This is a genomic window from Mitsuokella sp. oral taxon 131 str. W9106, from assembly GCF_000469545.1.
In the GTDB taxonomy this organism is placed as follows: domain Bacteria; phylum Bacillota; class Negativicutes; order Selenomonadales; family Selenomonadaceae; genus AWVT01.
On sequence record NZ_KI273061.1, the window covers coordinates 26,988 to 40,870 of the forward strand.

At 61.4% G+C, this 13,883-nt stretch carries 14 protein-coding genes and 2 riboswitches; of the genes, 13 read left to right on the forward strand and 1 reads right to left on the reverse strand.

From position 1 onward, the window contains the following. Positions 1-135: 135 nt before the first annotated feature. Positions 136-308: riboswitch (cobalamin riboswitch) on the reverse strand. Between the two features lie 99 nt (positions 309-407). Further along, a complete protein-coding gene (locus tag HMPREF1985_RS07095; protein WP_021771876.1) occupies positions 408-2,666 on the reverse strand; it encodes an alpha-galactosidase in 2,259 nt (752 codons plus the stop codon). Positions 2,667-3,035: 369 nt separating this feature from the next. Here HMPREF1985_RS07095 and HMPREF1985_RS07100 point away from each other — a divergent pair, with 369 nt between their 5' ends. The 13 genes from HMPREF1985_RS07100 to metK all read left to right on the forward strand — a co-directional run bounded on the left by HMPREF1985_RS07100 (position 3,036) and on the right by metK (position 13,849). After that, positions 3,036-4,133, forward strand: a complete 1,098-nt coding sequence (locus tag HMPREF1985_RS07100; protein ID WP_040637384.1) for a hydrogenase small subunit — start codon at positions 3,036-3,038, stop codon at positions 4,131-4,133. Continuing rightward, on the forward strand, positions 4,134-6,047 hold the full coding sequence (locus tag HMPREF1985_RS07105) for a nickel-dependent hydrogenase large subunit (protein WP_021771878.1): 1,914 nt from the start codon (positions 4,134-4,136) through the stop codon (positions 6,045-6,047). 25 nt (positions 6,048-6,072) lie between these two features. Further along, positions 6,073-6,774 carry a Ni/Fe-hydrogenase, b-type cytochrome subunit gene (gene cybH / locus HMPREF1985_RS07110; RefSeq protein ID WP_040637386.1) on the forward strand — a complete coding sequence of 234 codons (702 nt, stop codon included), beginning with the start codon at positions 6,073-6,075 and terminating at the stop codon, positions 6,772-6,774. Between the two features lie 70 nt (positions 6,775-6,844). Then, positions 6,845-7,087, forward strand: coding sequence for a hypothetical protein (locus HMPREF1985_RS07115; RefSeq protein WP_021771880.1), 243 nt, complete (start codon positions 6,845-6,847; stop codon positions 7,085-7,087). Positions 7,088-7,166: 79 nt separating this feature from the next. Then, positions 7,167-7,388: a hypothetical protein gene (locus tag HMPREF1985_RS11600; protein WP_021771881.1), complete on the forward strand. Its 222-nt coding sequence runs from the start codon at positions 7,167-7,169 to the stop codon at positions 7,386-7,388. Positions 7,389-7,468: 80 nt separating this feature from the next. Next, a complete protein-coding gene (hypA, locus tag HMPREF1985_RS07125; RefSeq protein ID WP_040637387.1) occupies positions 7,469-7,810 on the forward strand; it encodes a hydrogenase maturation nickel metallochaperone HypA in 342 nt (113 codons plus the stop codon). Between the two features lie 19 nt (positions 7,811-7,829). Then, a complete protein-coding gene (hypB, locus tag HMPREF1985_RS07130; RefSeq protein WP_021771883.1) occupies positions 7,830-8,474 on the forward strand; it encodes a hydrogenase nickel incorporation protein HypB in 645 nt (214 codons plus the stop codon). Between the two features lie 11 nt (positions 8,475-8,485). After that, entirely contained in the window at positions 8,486-9,070 is a 585-nt protein-coding gene (locus HMPREF1985_RS07135; RefSeq protein WP_040637388.1) for a HyaD/HybD family hydrogenase maturation endopeptidase, read from the forward strand. A 56-nt stretch (positions 9,071-9,126) separates the two neighbouring features. After that, complete coding sequence (locus tag HMPREF1985_RS07140; RefSeq protein WP_021771885.1) at positions 9,127-9,408, forward strand: HypC/HybG/HupF family hydrogenase formation chaperone; 282 nt, start codon at positions 9,127-9,129, stop codon at positions 9,406-9,408. After that, the gene (gene hypD, locus HMPREF1985_RS07145; RefSeq protein WP_021771886.1) at positions 9,405-10,511 is read left to right on the forward strand and encodes a hydrogenase formation protein HypD; all 1,107 of its coding nucleotides are present in this window, start codon (positions 9,405-9,407) and stop codon (positions 10,509-10,511) included. Before HMPREF1985_RS07140 ends, hypD begins: the two co-directional genes overlap by 4 nt. Further along, entirely contained in the window at positions 10,498-11,505 is a 1,008-nt protein-coding gene (hypE, locus tag HMPREF1985_RS07150; protein ID WP_021771887.1) for a hydrogenase expression/formation protein HypE, read from the forward strand. The genes hypD and hypE overlap by 14 nt, the downstream gene beginning before the upstream one ends. Before the next feature lie 207 nt (positions 11,506-11,712). Continuing rightward, positions 11,713-12,369: a hypothetical protein gene (locus HMPREF1985_RS07155; protein ID WP_021771888.1), complete on the forward strand. Its 657-nt coding sequence runs from the start codon at positions 11,713-11,715 to the stop codon at positions 12,367-12,369. Between the two features lie 84 nt (positions 12,370-12,453). Continuing rightward, a riboswitch (SAM riboswitch) is annotated at positions 12,454-12,556 on the forward strand. Positions 12,557-12,658: 102 nt separating this feature from the next. Then, positions 12,659-13,849 carry a methionine adenosyltransferase gene (gene metK / locus HMPREF1985_RS07160; RefSeq protein ID WP_021771889.1) on the forward strand — a complete coding sequence of 397 codons (1,191 nt, stop codon included), beginning with the start codon at positions 12,659-12,661 and terminating at the stop codon, positions 13,847-13,849. Positions 13,850-13,883 lie beyond the last annotated feature (34 nt).

Below are 13,883 nucleotides of genomic sequence, written 5' to 3' on the forward strand. Positions count from 1 at the left end.
CGTCTTTTCGCCCTGCACAGGATGTGCCAATATGCCCACAAAAAAGCCGCCCCAATAGGACGGCTTTTCCACACGAAAGAATCTGCCGTCCTGTCCATCGCAGGATGCAGTAGGGGGCGCGCCAACGGCACCGCACTCCGACGTACAAGATTCGGTAGGTCTTCCGGCTCTGCTTCATCGTTGCCCTGCCTTCCCAGTCTCCCAGTGACATATTCGGGCATCCTCAGCATTACGGCGGCGGGACCGCATCGGCATTGCACCGATTTCCCTGTTACGCCCCGAGGGGCACCGAACCTGCTAATTTGTATTTGCTGTCGTAGTATACTATACGCCTATCGTTCCGTCAAACCTTCTCGCGGCAACCTCACAGAATCGGCTCCGCTGCTTTCGCGGTTCGCAGGCGGGCGTCAGCCCTTCGCTTTGAGCACGTAGAGGCGCGACCAGTAGTCGGTGCAGTGCTTGCCCGCCTCGCGCGGCGCTTCGCCTGCGGAGAAATCGCTCGTGACGAGACCGGCGCGCATGAGCTCTGCGCCCGTGTAGTCGCCGAAGTCCGTGCGCCCGTCGATCTTGACGGCGTAGTCCGCCCTGGCGTCGAGTCCCTGGAGGCGGAGGCGCTGGAAGGGGCTGCAGGTGGAGTTCAAGACCTTGTAGCAGCCGACGAGGGCTTTTTTCTTGTCTGCGGAGACGACCATCCACGCGGTGACATTGCCCGCAAACGGGCTTTTGAGGCGGTAGAACGTGCCATGCTGGATGAGCTCGCGGTGCTCTTTCATGAAGGCGATCTGCCCGCGCACTTCCGCGAGTTCTTCCGCGGACAGCGTGCCGAGGTCGAGCTCGTACCCGAATGTGCCGAAGTAGGCGACGTCGCCGCGCATCTTGAGCGAGGTCTCGCGGAAAACCTGATGGTTCGGCACGGCGGAGACGTGCGAGCCCATCGAGACGATCGGGTAGGCGTACGACGTGCCGTATTGGATGGAAAGGCGCTCGACGGCGTCCGTGTCGTCGCTCGTCCATGCCTGCGGCGCGTAGTAGAGCATGCCGGGATCGAAGCGCCCGCCGCCCGAAGCGCACGACTCGAAGAGGATGTGCGGGAACTCGGTGCGCAGGCGCTCGTAGAGGTCGTAGACGCCGAGAATGTAGCGGTGGAAGATCTCGCCCTGCCTTTTTGCGGGGAATCCTTTCGAGCCGCATTCCGTAATGCTGCGGTTCATGTCCCACTTGATGTAGTCGACGGAGGAGGCGCGCAGGACTTTCGCGATGGAATCGTGGATGCAGTCGACGACTTCCTTGCGCGAAAAGTCGAGGACGTACTGATTGCGCCCGTGCGACTCGCGGCGCCCGTCGACGTGGAGGATCCAGTCGGGATGGGCGCGGTAGAGGTCGCTGTCCTTGTTCGCCATCTCAAGCTCGACCCAAAGACCGAATTTCATGCCGAGCGCGTGTATCTTTTCGGAAAGCCCCTTGATGCCGTTCGGCAGGCGATCCGTGTTCGGCTGCCAGTCGCCGAGCCCGCTCGTATCGGAGCAGCGCGCGCCGAACCAGCCGTCGTCGAGCACGAAGAGTTCGACGCCGACGTCATGCGCCGTCCTGGCGATCTTCAGGAGCTTGTCCTCGTCAAAGTCGAAGTACGTCGCTTCCCAGTTGTTGATGAGGATCGGACGCACCTTGTCGCGCCATGTGCCGCGTGCAAGGCGCGTGCGGTAGAGCGCGTGGAAGGTCTGGCTCATCGCGTTGAGCCCGCCTGCCGCATAGACCATGACGGCTTCCGGCGTCTGGAAGTGCTCGCCGCGCGCAAGGCACCAATCGAATGCGTGCGGATGGATGCCCATGGAAACGCGCGTGACGTCCATCGTGTCGACTTCCGCCTGCGCAAGAAAGTTGCCGCTGTAAACGAGGGAGAAACCAATCGCCTCGCCTTGGCTTTCATCTGTGTGCGGGCGCTTTAGGATGAGCAGCGGATTGTGGACGTGCCCCGAATGGCCGCGCAGGCTGCCGACGGACTGAATGCCGGGCGCGAGCGGACGCGTGACGAGGTGACGCTCGCGCGCCCACCATCCAGAGAGCTGCAGCATTTCGTAGTCCGCGTCCGGGAGGTCGATGGAGAGGCTCATCGCGCGCGTGATGTCTAGGCCAGCACTTCCGTTGTTTTGGAAGCATGCATGGCGGGCAATCGCATCAAAATCGCGGAAAATCGTATAGGAAAGGACGAGTTCCGCGTCGATTTTTTCGTCGCGCAGCGTGATGGCAAGCGTCTGCGCCTCGTCCGCGCGCTCGGCGTAAGTCGCGGGGAGGCCTTGGAGCTTTGGCTTTCCATCCATGATTTCATGCGAGGCGTAGACGAAGTCCGTAATGCGGCTGCCGTCCTCCTGCCGGATCTCGAACGCCGGCATGCGGTAGTCCGTCGTGCCGTAAGCGGGATACTCCTGCCGTACGTGTTCGAGCGAGAAGGTGAAGTCGCCCTCGTAGACGTACGACGAAGTCGCGCGCTTCACGCCCTCGAAGAGGTAGGTGTAGTCATGTCCCTTCGGCATCTCGCCCGCAGCAGGCAGGCGGCTCCCGAAGTAGAGCTGTCCGAGCTGTCCGTTCCGAAGGACGGCGAGCAGGTAGCTGATGCGGTCGTTGCAGAGGTGGAATACTTGGTGCTTGGCGTCGTACTGAATCCCCATGGTCGGCCCCCCTTATCATAATCATAAAAAAGAAAACGTTTACATAAATAATTCTACCATAAAGAAAAAAGAAGTCAAGGCATACGCGCCATCGTTTCCCGTGTGACGCGAGGAAATGCCCGCGCGCCTTGCAGGCGGGATGGATTTCGAAAGCGAGGTGGATTTCGAAAAAGGAATGAGAGATGCGCGACTTTAGCAGGAGATTGGAATCTGCCTGTCGAAAAAGAAATCGTTGGTGTATGAAAATCTGAAAATCGTCTGTGTGGGAGGAAACCCGCAGGGGGCCTCACTGCGCCGCATGATGGTTTTGCCGTGCGCCAAAGAGCAGGCACACGGTTCATGCGCAAGGAGAAAAGAGGAGGAAAAGACGTGGAAAAACGGGAGAGCATGTGGGATGTATATCTCAGGCGCGGCATGAGCCGTCGCAGCTTCGTAAAGGGCTGCGTCGCATTGACATCCCTGATGGGGCTGTCGACGGACATGCTGCCGAAGGTCGTGGAGGCGGCGGAATCGAAGCCGCTGCCGGTCGTCATTTGGATCCATGGGCATGAGTGCACGGGCTGCGATGAGTCGTTCATCCGTTCGGGCGCCCCGCTCGCGTCGGACCTCATCCTGACGCAGATCGCACTCGAGTACGACCATCTGCTTGCCGCTGCCTGCGGCGAGCCGTTTGAGGCGCATCTCGAAAAGACCATCGAAACGTACAAGGGGAAGTACATCCTCGCAGTCGAGGGCGCCGCCTGCACGAAGGATAGTGGCGTCTACTGCATGTCGGGCGGGCATACGTTCACGGAGACGCTTCGCCGTGCGGCAGCGAATGCGGCGGCGGTCATCGCGTATGGCACGTGCGCTGTTTCGGGCGGCATTCAGGCGGCAAATCCGAACCCGACGGGGTCTTCTGGCATCGCGCAGTTCGTCGGCAAGACGCCGCTGGTGAACGTGCCGGGCTGCCCGCCGATCCCGGAGGTCATGACGGGCGTTGTCATGCACGTCGCGCTCTTCGGCACGATCCCGCCGGTCGACGGCTCGGGACAGCCGAAGCAGTTCTACGGCAACCGCATCCACGATACGTGCTACCGCCGTCCGTTCTTCGACGCGGGCATGTTCGCGGAGAGCTATGACGACGCGGGCTCGAAGGCGGGCTGGTGCCTCTACAAGCTCGGCTGCCGCGGCCCTGAGACGTACAATTCGTGCGGCAACCTGCGCTGGTATCAGGGCATGAGCTATCCGATCCAGTCGGGGGCGCCGTGCATCGGCTGCTCGAACGCGCATTTCTGGGACGATGGCGCGATGAGCGAGCGCCTGCCGAAGTTCGCTTACCCGATCGGCGATGTCGACAAGATCGGCGCGGCGATCGCAGGCGTGACGGCGGTCGGCGTTGCAGCGCACGCAGCGGCAAGCGTCGTGCAGCGCAACAAGCATCGCGCGGAGAAGGCGAAAGAAAACGGGGAGCAGGTGACGAAGTAAATGAAACACGTAGTAATTGATCCAATCACGAGAATCGAAGGCCATCTGCGCACGGAAATACAAGTCGATGAAGCGACGGGCAAGGTGACGGACGCCATTTCTTCCGGCACGGCCTGGCGCGGGCTCGAGCTCGTCATGCAGGACCGCGACCCGCGCGATGCGTGGGCGTACATCCAGCGCATCTGCGGCGTCTGCACGTCGGCGCACGCGCTTTGCTCGCTTCGTGCCGTCGAGGACGCCCTCGGCATCACGATCCCGAAGAACGCGCACTACATCCGAAACATCATGGCCGCGACACTGACGGTGCACGATCACGTCGTCCATTTCTACCATCTTCATGCGCTCGACTGGGTCAGCCCCGTCGAGGCGCTTGCGGCTGACCCCGTCGCTGCGGCGAACCTCCAGAACACGGTTCTCGGCGCATATCGCCTGCCGCTGCACGCGCCGGGCACGTCGAATACGGAAGCCTATGATCACGATTTCCCGAAGGCTTCGCCGCAGTACTACGCAGAGCTCAAGGACAAGCTCAAGGCGATCGTCGAGAGCGGGCAGCTCGGCATTTTCTCGGCGAACTGGTGGGATCACCCCGACTATAAGCTGCTTCCGCCTGAGGTGCATCTCATGGCGGTCGGACATTACCTCGAAATGCTTGACAAGCAGCGCGAGCTCGTCACGCCGCACGTCATATTCGGCGGCAAGAACCCGCACCCGCACTACGTCGTCGGCGGCATGCCCTGCTCCGTTTCGATGCAGGACGGCAACGCGCCGGTGAACACGGCGCGCCTCGACATCGTGGACCGTGCGATCAATCTCGGCCGCACGCTTGCAAACAACTTCTACATTCCCGATGTGCTCGCCATCGGCTCGGCCTACGTCAAGGCAGGCCGCGTCGATGGCGGCGGCCTCGCGAAGACGCGCGTGCTCGGCTACGGCGCGTATCCGATCGAGCCGTCTGCCGGCACGCAGAACGGCGGATTCTTCCAAAACCTCCTCGTACGCTGCAACGGCGTGGTCGAGGACTTCGGCAAGGGGCTTGCAGCGGCGAAGATCTACGAGATCAACGAGGCGGATTTCAACGATCCTGCGGTCTTCACGGAGGGCGTTGAGCACGCATGGTACGAGTACCCCGAAAAGGGACCGAAGGACCGCAATCCTTGGGACGGCGTGACCAGCCCAAAGTACACGGGACCGAAGGATGGAAGCGCGACGGAGTGGAAGGCGCTCGACGAAGGCGGCAAGTATTCCTGGCTCAAGACGCCGAAATGGCGCGGCAGGGTCTGCGAAGTCGGCCCGCTCGCACGCTATATCATCGTCTACGCGAAGGCGCAGAAGGGCATGCTGTCGGAGCCGACTTGGGCAGAGAAGATGATGCTCGATCAGATCGCGGCAGTCTCGAAGGTTCTCGCCCTCGCGCCGGAAGTCTGGCTCCCGACGATGGTCGGGCGCACGGCTGCCCGCGCACTCGACGCGCAGCTTGCCGCAGAGGTCAACAAGTTCTTCTTCGACAAGCTCATCGCGAACATCAAGGCGGGCGATACGCGCATGGCGAACGCGGAGAAGTGGGATCCGTCCTCCTGGCCGAAAGAGGCAAAGGGCGTCGGTCTCTACGAAGCACCGCGCGGCGCGCTTTCGCATTACATCGTCATCAAGGACGGCAAAACGGCGAACTACCAGTGCGTCGTGCCGACGACTTGGAACGCTTGCCCACGTGATGCGGTGAGCGGGCATGGCGCATACGAGCTTGCGATGATGGATACGCACGTCGGGATCCCCGACAAGCCGCTTGAAATCGCGCGCGTCGTCCGCTCGTTCGATCCGTGCATGGCGTGCTCGACGCACATGTTCAACGCGGCGGGCGAGAAGATTCGCGTCTTTACGACCGATCCTTACGCCGGCATCAAGGTCGATGAGTGAGGAAAGGGTGATTCCAATGAAACCAATGAAGGAAGAGAAACGCAAAGTTTACTACATCTTCAGCCCGTTTCTTCGCATTTTCCACTGGATCATGGTCGTCGCGATCGTGACGCTCTTCATCACGGGACTCTTCATCACGAAGCCTCCCGTGGTGCTCGGCATCGAGCCGACGTACACGAGCTTTTTCACGAACTGGGTGCGCAACATCCACTTCCTCGCGGCGTTCACGTTCTGTGCGGCGTTCATCCTGCGCATCTACGGCTTTATCATCAACAAGGGGGATCGGCTGTTCCCGCGCGTTTGGGAGGGGCATTTCTACCGGGAGACGCTTGACGTCGCGCTCCACTACATGCTGCTGAAGCCGACGCATGCGCCGTTTTTGCGCAACCCGCTCGCGCGCGCGTCGTACGCGGGGCTCTACGTCTTGGTGCTCATCGAGATTCTGACGGGCTTTGCGATGTTCTTCGCGAAGAACCCGAACTCGATCGGATCGAGCCTGTTCCTTTGGGTGAACGTCGTGCTCTGTGATGAGATGGTCACGCACTGGGTGCATCACATCGTCGCATGGCTCATCATGGTCTTCGCGATCGGTCACGTCTATATGGTCGCACGCGCGGATATCATGGAGGCAGAGGGCGAGGCTTCGAGCATGTTCTCGGGGGTCAAGTTCCTCGAGCATACGCCGCTCGACGCTTGCGAGCTCGGCAAGGAAAGCGAAGGAAAATAAGAGGAAATCAAGGGAAGGCGGCTGCGGCACGCGTGTGCGGGAGCAGCTTCCGTTATAAGGAGACGGTTTTATGTGTAAGGAATGCGGCTGCGGCGAGACGAATGGCAACACGCGCCTGCAGTTTCAGGTGACAGGCTATACGGAAGCGAGCGCGAAGGACGCGGAAAAGGCGCTGCTGGGGCTTCCCGGTGTATTGTACGTCCACATCCACGCGCACGACGGCGAGACGACCGTCGACTACAGCCCGAAGAAGACGAAGCTCATGGATATTTTGGGCGTGTTTCAGGCTCGCGGGCTCGAGGCGGCGCTCTAAAAGGCTTGGTGGCTTGGCAGCTGATCTGTCGCAGGTGGGCGTATGTCGATGCGGCGTGGTGTGAGACGGCCGCAGGTGGATGCGCGTCGATGCGAACGCATCGCTGCGCGAGCTGACGCCCTCCCGTTTCTCTGCATACCGTCCTCTTGTCAAACGCACGTCGTTTGGACGAGACAATCGGACGGGGGAGAATCGGGAGGGCGTCTTGACGCTTGCTCCACTATGGCTCGCTTATGGACGCCGTGCCACGGCAAGCAGGGCAGGCCGTGCGACAGCTGCGCTGCATCCGATGCGTGCTTGACGCGACAGACGCGTCTGGCTTGATGTGCGGGCTTGGACTTGTGCTTGCGGTGCTTTTGGATGGACGCATGGGAGACGATGATGCACGAGATGGCGATCGCGGAGGGGATCTTGGATATTGCCCTCGACTACGGGAAGCGCAATGACGCGAAGCGCATTGCAGAGATCGGGCTTTTGATCGGCGACATGTCGGGCGTGGTCGTGGACTCCTTGGTCTTCTCCTTTGGGATGCTGGCAAAGGGGACGATCGCAGACGGCGCGAAGCTCGCGATTGAGCACGTGCCGCTTCGCGGGCGCTGTACGAAATGCGGCAGGGAGTTTCCCATTTCGCACTACGATTTTTGGTGCCCCGCATGCGGGGACGGCGTTCTTGAGACGATCTCGGGGCGCGAGATGCAGGTGAAGTATTTGGAGGTGGACTAGCTTGGCAGAAATCGAGGTCATGAAAAATATTTTGGGTGAAAACGACCGCGTGGCGGCGGAGAACCAAGCGCTCTTTCGCGAGAAGAACGTCTACGTGCTCAATCTCATGGGCTCGCCGGGCGCGGGCAAGACATCGCTCCTGGAGCGCACGATGGAGCGGCTCAAGGGAAGGACGCGCATGGCGGTCATCGAGGGCGACCTCTTCACGAGCCGGGACGCCGACCGCATCGAGCGGCACGGCGTGCCCGTCATCCAGATCAACACGGCGGGCGGCTGCCACCTCGACGCGCCGATGGTGCAGAAGGTCGCGAAGAAGCTGGATCTAGGGGCACTTGACCTGCTCCTCGTCGAGAACGTCGGCAACCTCGTCTGCCCTGCGGAATTCGCGGTCGGCGAGGACGAGAAGGCGGTCGTGCTCTCGATCACGGAGGGCGACGACAAGCCGATGAAATACCCGCTGATTTTCAAGGAATCCGCGATCGCGCTCCTCAACAAGGCCGATCTTTTGCCGTACTGCGATTTCGATATGGCGGCAGCGAGGGACGACATCCAGACGCTTCATCCCGGCATGGACATCATCGAATTGTCCTGCACGCAGGACATGGGGCTTTCGGCTTGGTGTGACTGGCTGCTCGCACGCATCGCGGCGAAGGAAGAAGCATGAGGAGGCAGGAGATGGCAGGACGCGAACAGGCGGATTGGAATTTTGTGCTCCACCCGTCGGAGGTCACGATCCTCGGCGTTGGCAATGTCATCCTGCGCGATGAGGGATTCGGCGTGCGCGTTGCGGAGTATCTCGACGCGCACTACACATTTCCGGGCTGCGTGCAGATCGTCGACGGCGGCACGCTCGGCATCGAGCTCACGCAGTACGTGACGGGGACGAAGAAGCTTCTCGTCATCGATTCCATCAACGGCGGCAAGGTGCCGGGCACGCGCTTCGCATTCCGCAACGATGCGGTCATGGCGCATTTTCAGGAAAAGCTCAGCGCGCATGAAGTCGGCATTCAGGACGTGCTCGCCCTGCTCGCGGTGACGGGGAAGAAGATCCCCGAAGTCGCGGTCATCGGCGCGCAGCCGTACGACCTTGAGGCGGGCGTCGCGCTGTCGGACGAGATGCTGGCGCTCGTTCCCGAGGTCGCAGCGGAAGGGATCGCGATCCTCAAGGACTGGGGAATCGAAGCGCGCGGGAAGGAAGCGGCGGGCAGGATGGACTTTCAGACCGTCGCCGAGGAAGAAATCCGAAAATCCATGGCGTAAGACTGTGGCATGGCGAATTGCGGCAGATTGCGGCAGATTGCGGAAAAGGAGGAAATATGTGCTTGGCTGTACCGGCGAAGGTGCTTGAAATAAATGGTTCGATGGGCAAGGTAGAGCTTTCCGGCGTGACGCGCGACGTGTCGATGATGCTGCTGCCGGAGGCAGAGGTCGGCGACTGCGTGCTCGTCCATGCAGGGTTTGCGATGCAGGTCGTGACGGAGAAAGACATCGAGGAGACCAATGCGCTGCTCGCGGAGATGAACGGCGCACCGCGCACGCTGGAGGATATCCCGGAGATGGCATCGCGGCAAGGGGCGCCCGCAGAGGCAGGCGCATGACGAAGGCAGAGGAAAGGGCGCTCGCGAAACGACTCGTCGCAGAGATCGGGCGCATGGCGGATGAGACGGAGAGAAACCTGCGCTTCATGGAGGTCTGCGGCACGCATACCGTCGCGATCTTTCGTGCAGGGCTTCGCCAGATGCTGCCAGAGGGCGTTGCGCTCGTCTCAGGTCCCGGCTGTCCCGTCTGCGTGACGCCCGATGCCTATATGGACAAGGCGATCGCCTATGCAAAACGCACGGACGTGATCCTCGCGACATTCGGCGATATGCTGAAAGTGCCGGGCTCGGCATCGAGTCTCGCCGAGGCGCAGGCGGACGGCGCGGACATCCGCATCGTCTACTCGCCGATGGACGCGCTCCCCATTGCGCGGGACAATCCCGGCAAGAAGGTGGTCTTTCTCGCGGTCGGATTCGAGACGACGGCGCCGACGGCGGCAGGCGCCGTGCTCGCGGCAAAAGAAGCGGGGATTGCGAATCTCTACCTGCTGTCGGCGCACAAGCTCGTGCCGCCGGCGCTTCGCGCGCTGCTCGCGGACCCTTTGGTGGCGGTCGACGGCTTCATCCTGCCGGGGCACGTCTCCGTCATCACGGGGCTTTCGTGCTATTCGTTCCTGGCGGACGAATTCCATACGCCGGGCGTCGTCACGGGCTTTGAGCCACTCCAGATCCTGCGCTCGCTCTACCGCCTCATGAAGCAGGTGTCGGCGGGCGAGGCGCGCATCGAGAACGAGTATGAGAGCGTCGTACGCGCGGACGGAAGCCCCGTCGCGAGACGCGTCGTGGACATGGTCTACGAAGAAGCGGATGCGGCCTGGCGCGGCATCGGCATCATTCCGAAGTCAGGGCTTAGGATGCGCGAAACATTCGCGGACTACGACATCGAGCGGCTCCTCCCGCTCGATATTCCCATGGGGGCGGGGAGACCGGGCTGCCGCTGCGGCGAGGTGCTGCGCGGCATCGTGACGCCGAGGGAATGCCCGCTCTTCGGGGGCGCATGCGTGCCGACACACGCCGTAGGCCCCTGCATGGTCTCCGTCGAGGGCGTCTGCGCGGCATGGTACAAGTATGGACAGGGGAGGTTTTCCTATGGCAGACGATAAGGTGACGATGGCGCATGGCGCGGGCGGCAGGATGAGCCATGCGCTCATGGAAGAAATCATCCTGCCGGCGTTCGGCAATCCGCTCCTGAATGAGCTGCACGATGGCGCACGGCTTGAAATGCGCGGCGAAATCGCGTTCACGACGGATTCATACGTCGTGCGCCCGCTCTTTTTCCGCGGCGGCAACATCGGCAAGCTCGCCGTCTGCGGCACGGTCAACGACCTCGCGATGACGGGCGCTGTCCCGCGCTACCTCTCCGCCGGCGTCATCCTGGAGGAGGGATTCCCGTTTGAAGACCTGCGGAAAATCGTCGCAGCGATGCGAAAGGCTGCTGACGAGGCGGGCGTCGCCATCGTGACGGGCGATACGAAAGTCGTCGAGCGCGGCAAGGCGGACGGCATCTTCATCAACACGGCAGGGGTCGGCGACCTCATCGCGGGCACGCGCATCTCGCCGAAAGCGGCAAAGCCTGGCATGAAGGTGCTGCTTTCCGGCACCATCGGCGACCATGCGGCGACGGTGCTCGCGGGGCGACATGGACTTGCGCTGCCAAGTGAGATCAAGACGGACTGCGCACCCCTCGCCGGGCTGACGCAGGCCGTGCTCGCCGCCGCACCGCACACGGCTGTCCTGCGCGATCCGACGCGCGGCGGCGTCGCGGCGGTGCTCAACGAGATCGCCGAAGCGTCTGGCTGCGGCATCCTCATCGACGAGGACGCGATTCCCGTGCGCGAGGCTGTGCGCGGCGTCTGCGACCTCCTGGGCTTCGACCCGCTCTACCTCGCGAACGAGGGCAAGTGCATCGCCATCGTGCCGGCGGGCGAGGCGGATGCGGCGCTCGAAGCCATGCGCGCGTCGCCGTACGGCACACAGGCGGCGATCATCGGCGAAGTCAGCGAGGAGGCGGCCGGGCAGGTCGGCCTTCGCACGGCGATCGGCGGCATCCGCATCGTCGACATGCCGCTCGGCAACATCGTTCCGCGCATTTGTTGAAACGCGATTGCCCGAACAGGTGCGGCTGGATTTACAGCCGGACACTTTTGGAAATTACAGGCAAATCTAACGCGCTACATATAGACATCAATTTTCATTTCCTTTATACTATAGGAGATCGTTTTCCGGGGATTCTGCAGGATGCGGTTTCCTGCAGATGGCAGGAGAGAGCGATTGCTTTCCCTTGCAAAAGGAGATGTATTTTGGATGGATCGGATTGTCAAATGGAAGAAACTCTCTGCCGTCTTGGTATTCGTCCTCATGGTTGCCGTTGCGGCGGGCTGCAAGCTGCTTTCCAAGCCGGAAGTGGACATCCAGACGTATGCGGAGGCGGTCGGCCATCTCAACGAGTCCGCAGCGAAGGAATTCAACCTCGACCTCGCGCAGCTTCGCGAAGAGCGCGAGGCCTCGTCAAAGCAGGCATTCGCTGCGTTTATACCGGCTGGAATCGATACCACAAAGCTCGATGAAACAACAGATGCCCTATACGAGAAGATGATGACGCTCAACATCAAGACCAAACTCATCTCGAAGGACGGCGATACGGCACGGGTCAAGGTCACGACGGACTATATCGACTACATCGGCATTCTGCCGGGCGTCATGCGGTCATTCCGCGCCGATCTCGCGGCGGATGCGGACAAGATGAATGCGATGAGCCAGCAGGACGCGCTGCATTACGCCATGGGCAAGATGTTCACGAAGATTGCCGACGGCATCAAAAACGCGGAGATCAAGGGGCAGAATACCTTTGAGACCACGGCGAAGTACGACGACAAGCTCGGCAAGTGGGTGCCGGAAGAAGAGCAGGCCTTCCAGCAGACGCTCTATCGCAATATGCTCATGGGCGAGGATAAAAAATAATTCGTTTTGGCGAATGAATCCTGTTCATTTTTGCTTGACAGAACGGAATGGGCGGAGTATGATAAGTCCATAAAACAGAATACAGACTCATCCAGAGCAGCGGAGGGATCGGCCCGATGAAGCTGCGGCAACCATGACGATGTCAAACGGTGCCAATTCCTTTAGGCAATGCCCTATAAGATGAGAGATACGTTGCGCGCTCTCGTCTCACGGGAGCGCGTTTTTGGATGAAGCAGGTTCTGTTCCGTAGATTCCGTAGCGATATTTTGCAGGCTGCAAGGAGGCTATCATGAGCAAGAAACGTATGCTTTTTACGTCGGAGTCCGTCACCGAAGGGCATCCCGACAAGATGGCGGATCAGATTTCCGACAGCATTCTCGATGCGATCCTCGCAAAGGATCCGCAGGGACGCGTTGCGTGTGAGACGCTCGTGACAACGGGACAGGTGCACGTCGTCGGCGAGATCTCGACGTCGTGCTACATCGACATCCCGAAGATCATCCGCGAGACGATCTCGGAGATCGGCTACACGCGCGCGAAGTTCGGCTTCGATGCCGAGACGTGCGGCATCCTCGTCTCGCTCGACGAGCAGTCGCCGGACATCGCGCAGGGCGTCAACAAGGCGCTCGAAGCGCGCGAGGGCAAGATGGATGAGGCGGATGCCGTCGGCGCAGGCGACCAGGGCATGATGTTCGGCTACGCGACGAATGAGACGCCGGAGTACATGCCGCTGCCGATCGCGCTCGCGCATCGTCTCGCACGCCGCCTCGCCGAGGTGCGCAAAAGCGGCGAGCTGGGGTACCTGCGCCCCGACGGCAAGACGCAGGTCACGGTCGCTTATGTGGACGGCAAGGCCGTCGCCGTCGATACGATCGTCGTCTCGACGCAGCATGACGACAATGTGACGCTGGAGCAGATTCGCAAGGATATCATTGAAACGGTCATCAAGCCGACCATTCCGCCTGCGCTTTTGAAGGACGATACGAAGATCTTCGTCAATCCGACGGGCAAGTTCGTCATCGGCGGGCCGCAGGGCGACGCCGGGCTCACGGGACGCAAGATCATCGTCGACACGTACGGCGGCTTGGCGCGCCACGGCGGCGGCGCATTCTCTGGCAAGGACCCCACGAAAGTCGACCGCAGCGCGGCCTATGCCGCACGATACGTCGCGAAGAACATTGTCGCGGCGGGTCTTGCAGATAAATGCGAGATCCAGCTCGCCTATGCGATCGGCGTCGCCTATCCGGTCTCCATCATGGTGGATACGTTCGGCACGCACAAGATCGCGGAGGAGAAGATCGAGGCGCTCGTAGCAAAGCACTTCGACCTGCGGCCGGCGGGCATCATCAAGATGCTCGACCTGCGCCGCCCAATCTACAAGCAGACGGCGGCGTACGGCCATTTCGGCCGCACGGATGTCGATCTTCCGTGGGAACACACGGACAAGGCTGCTGCGCTCAAGGCAGAAGCCGGACTCTAAGCCGCTCCCCGCACCGTTTAGGCGGTTCGAATGG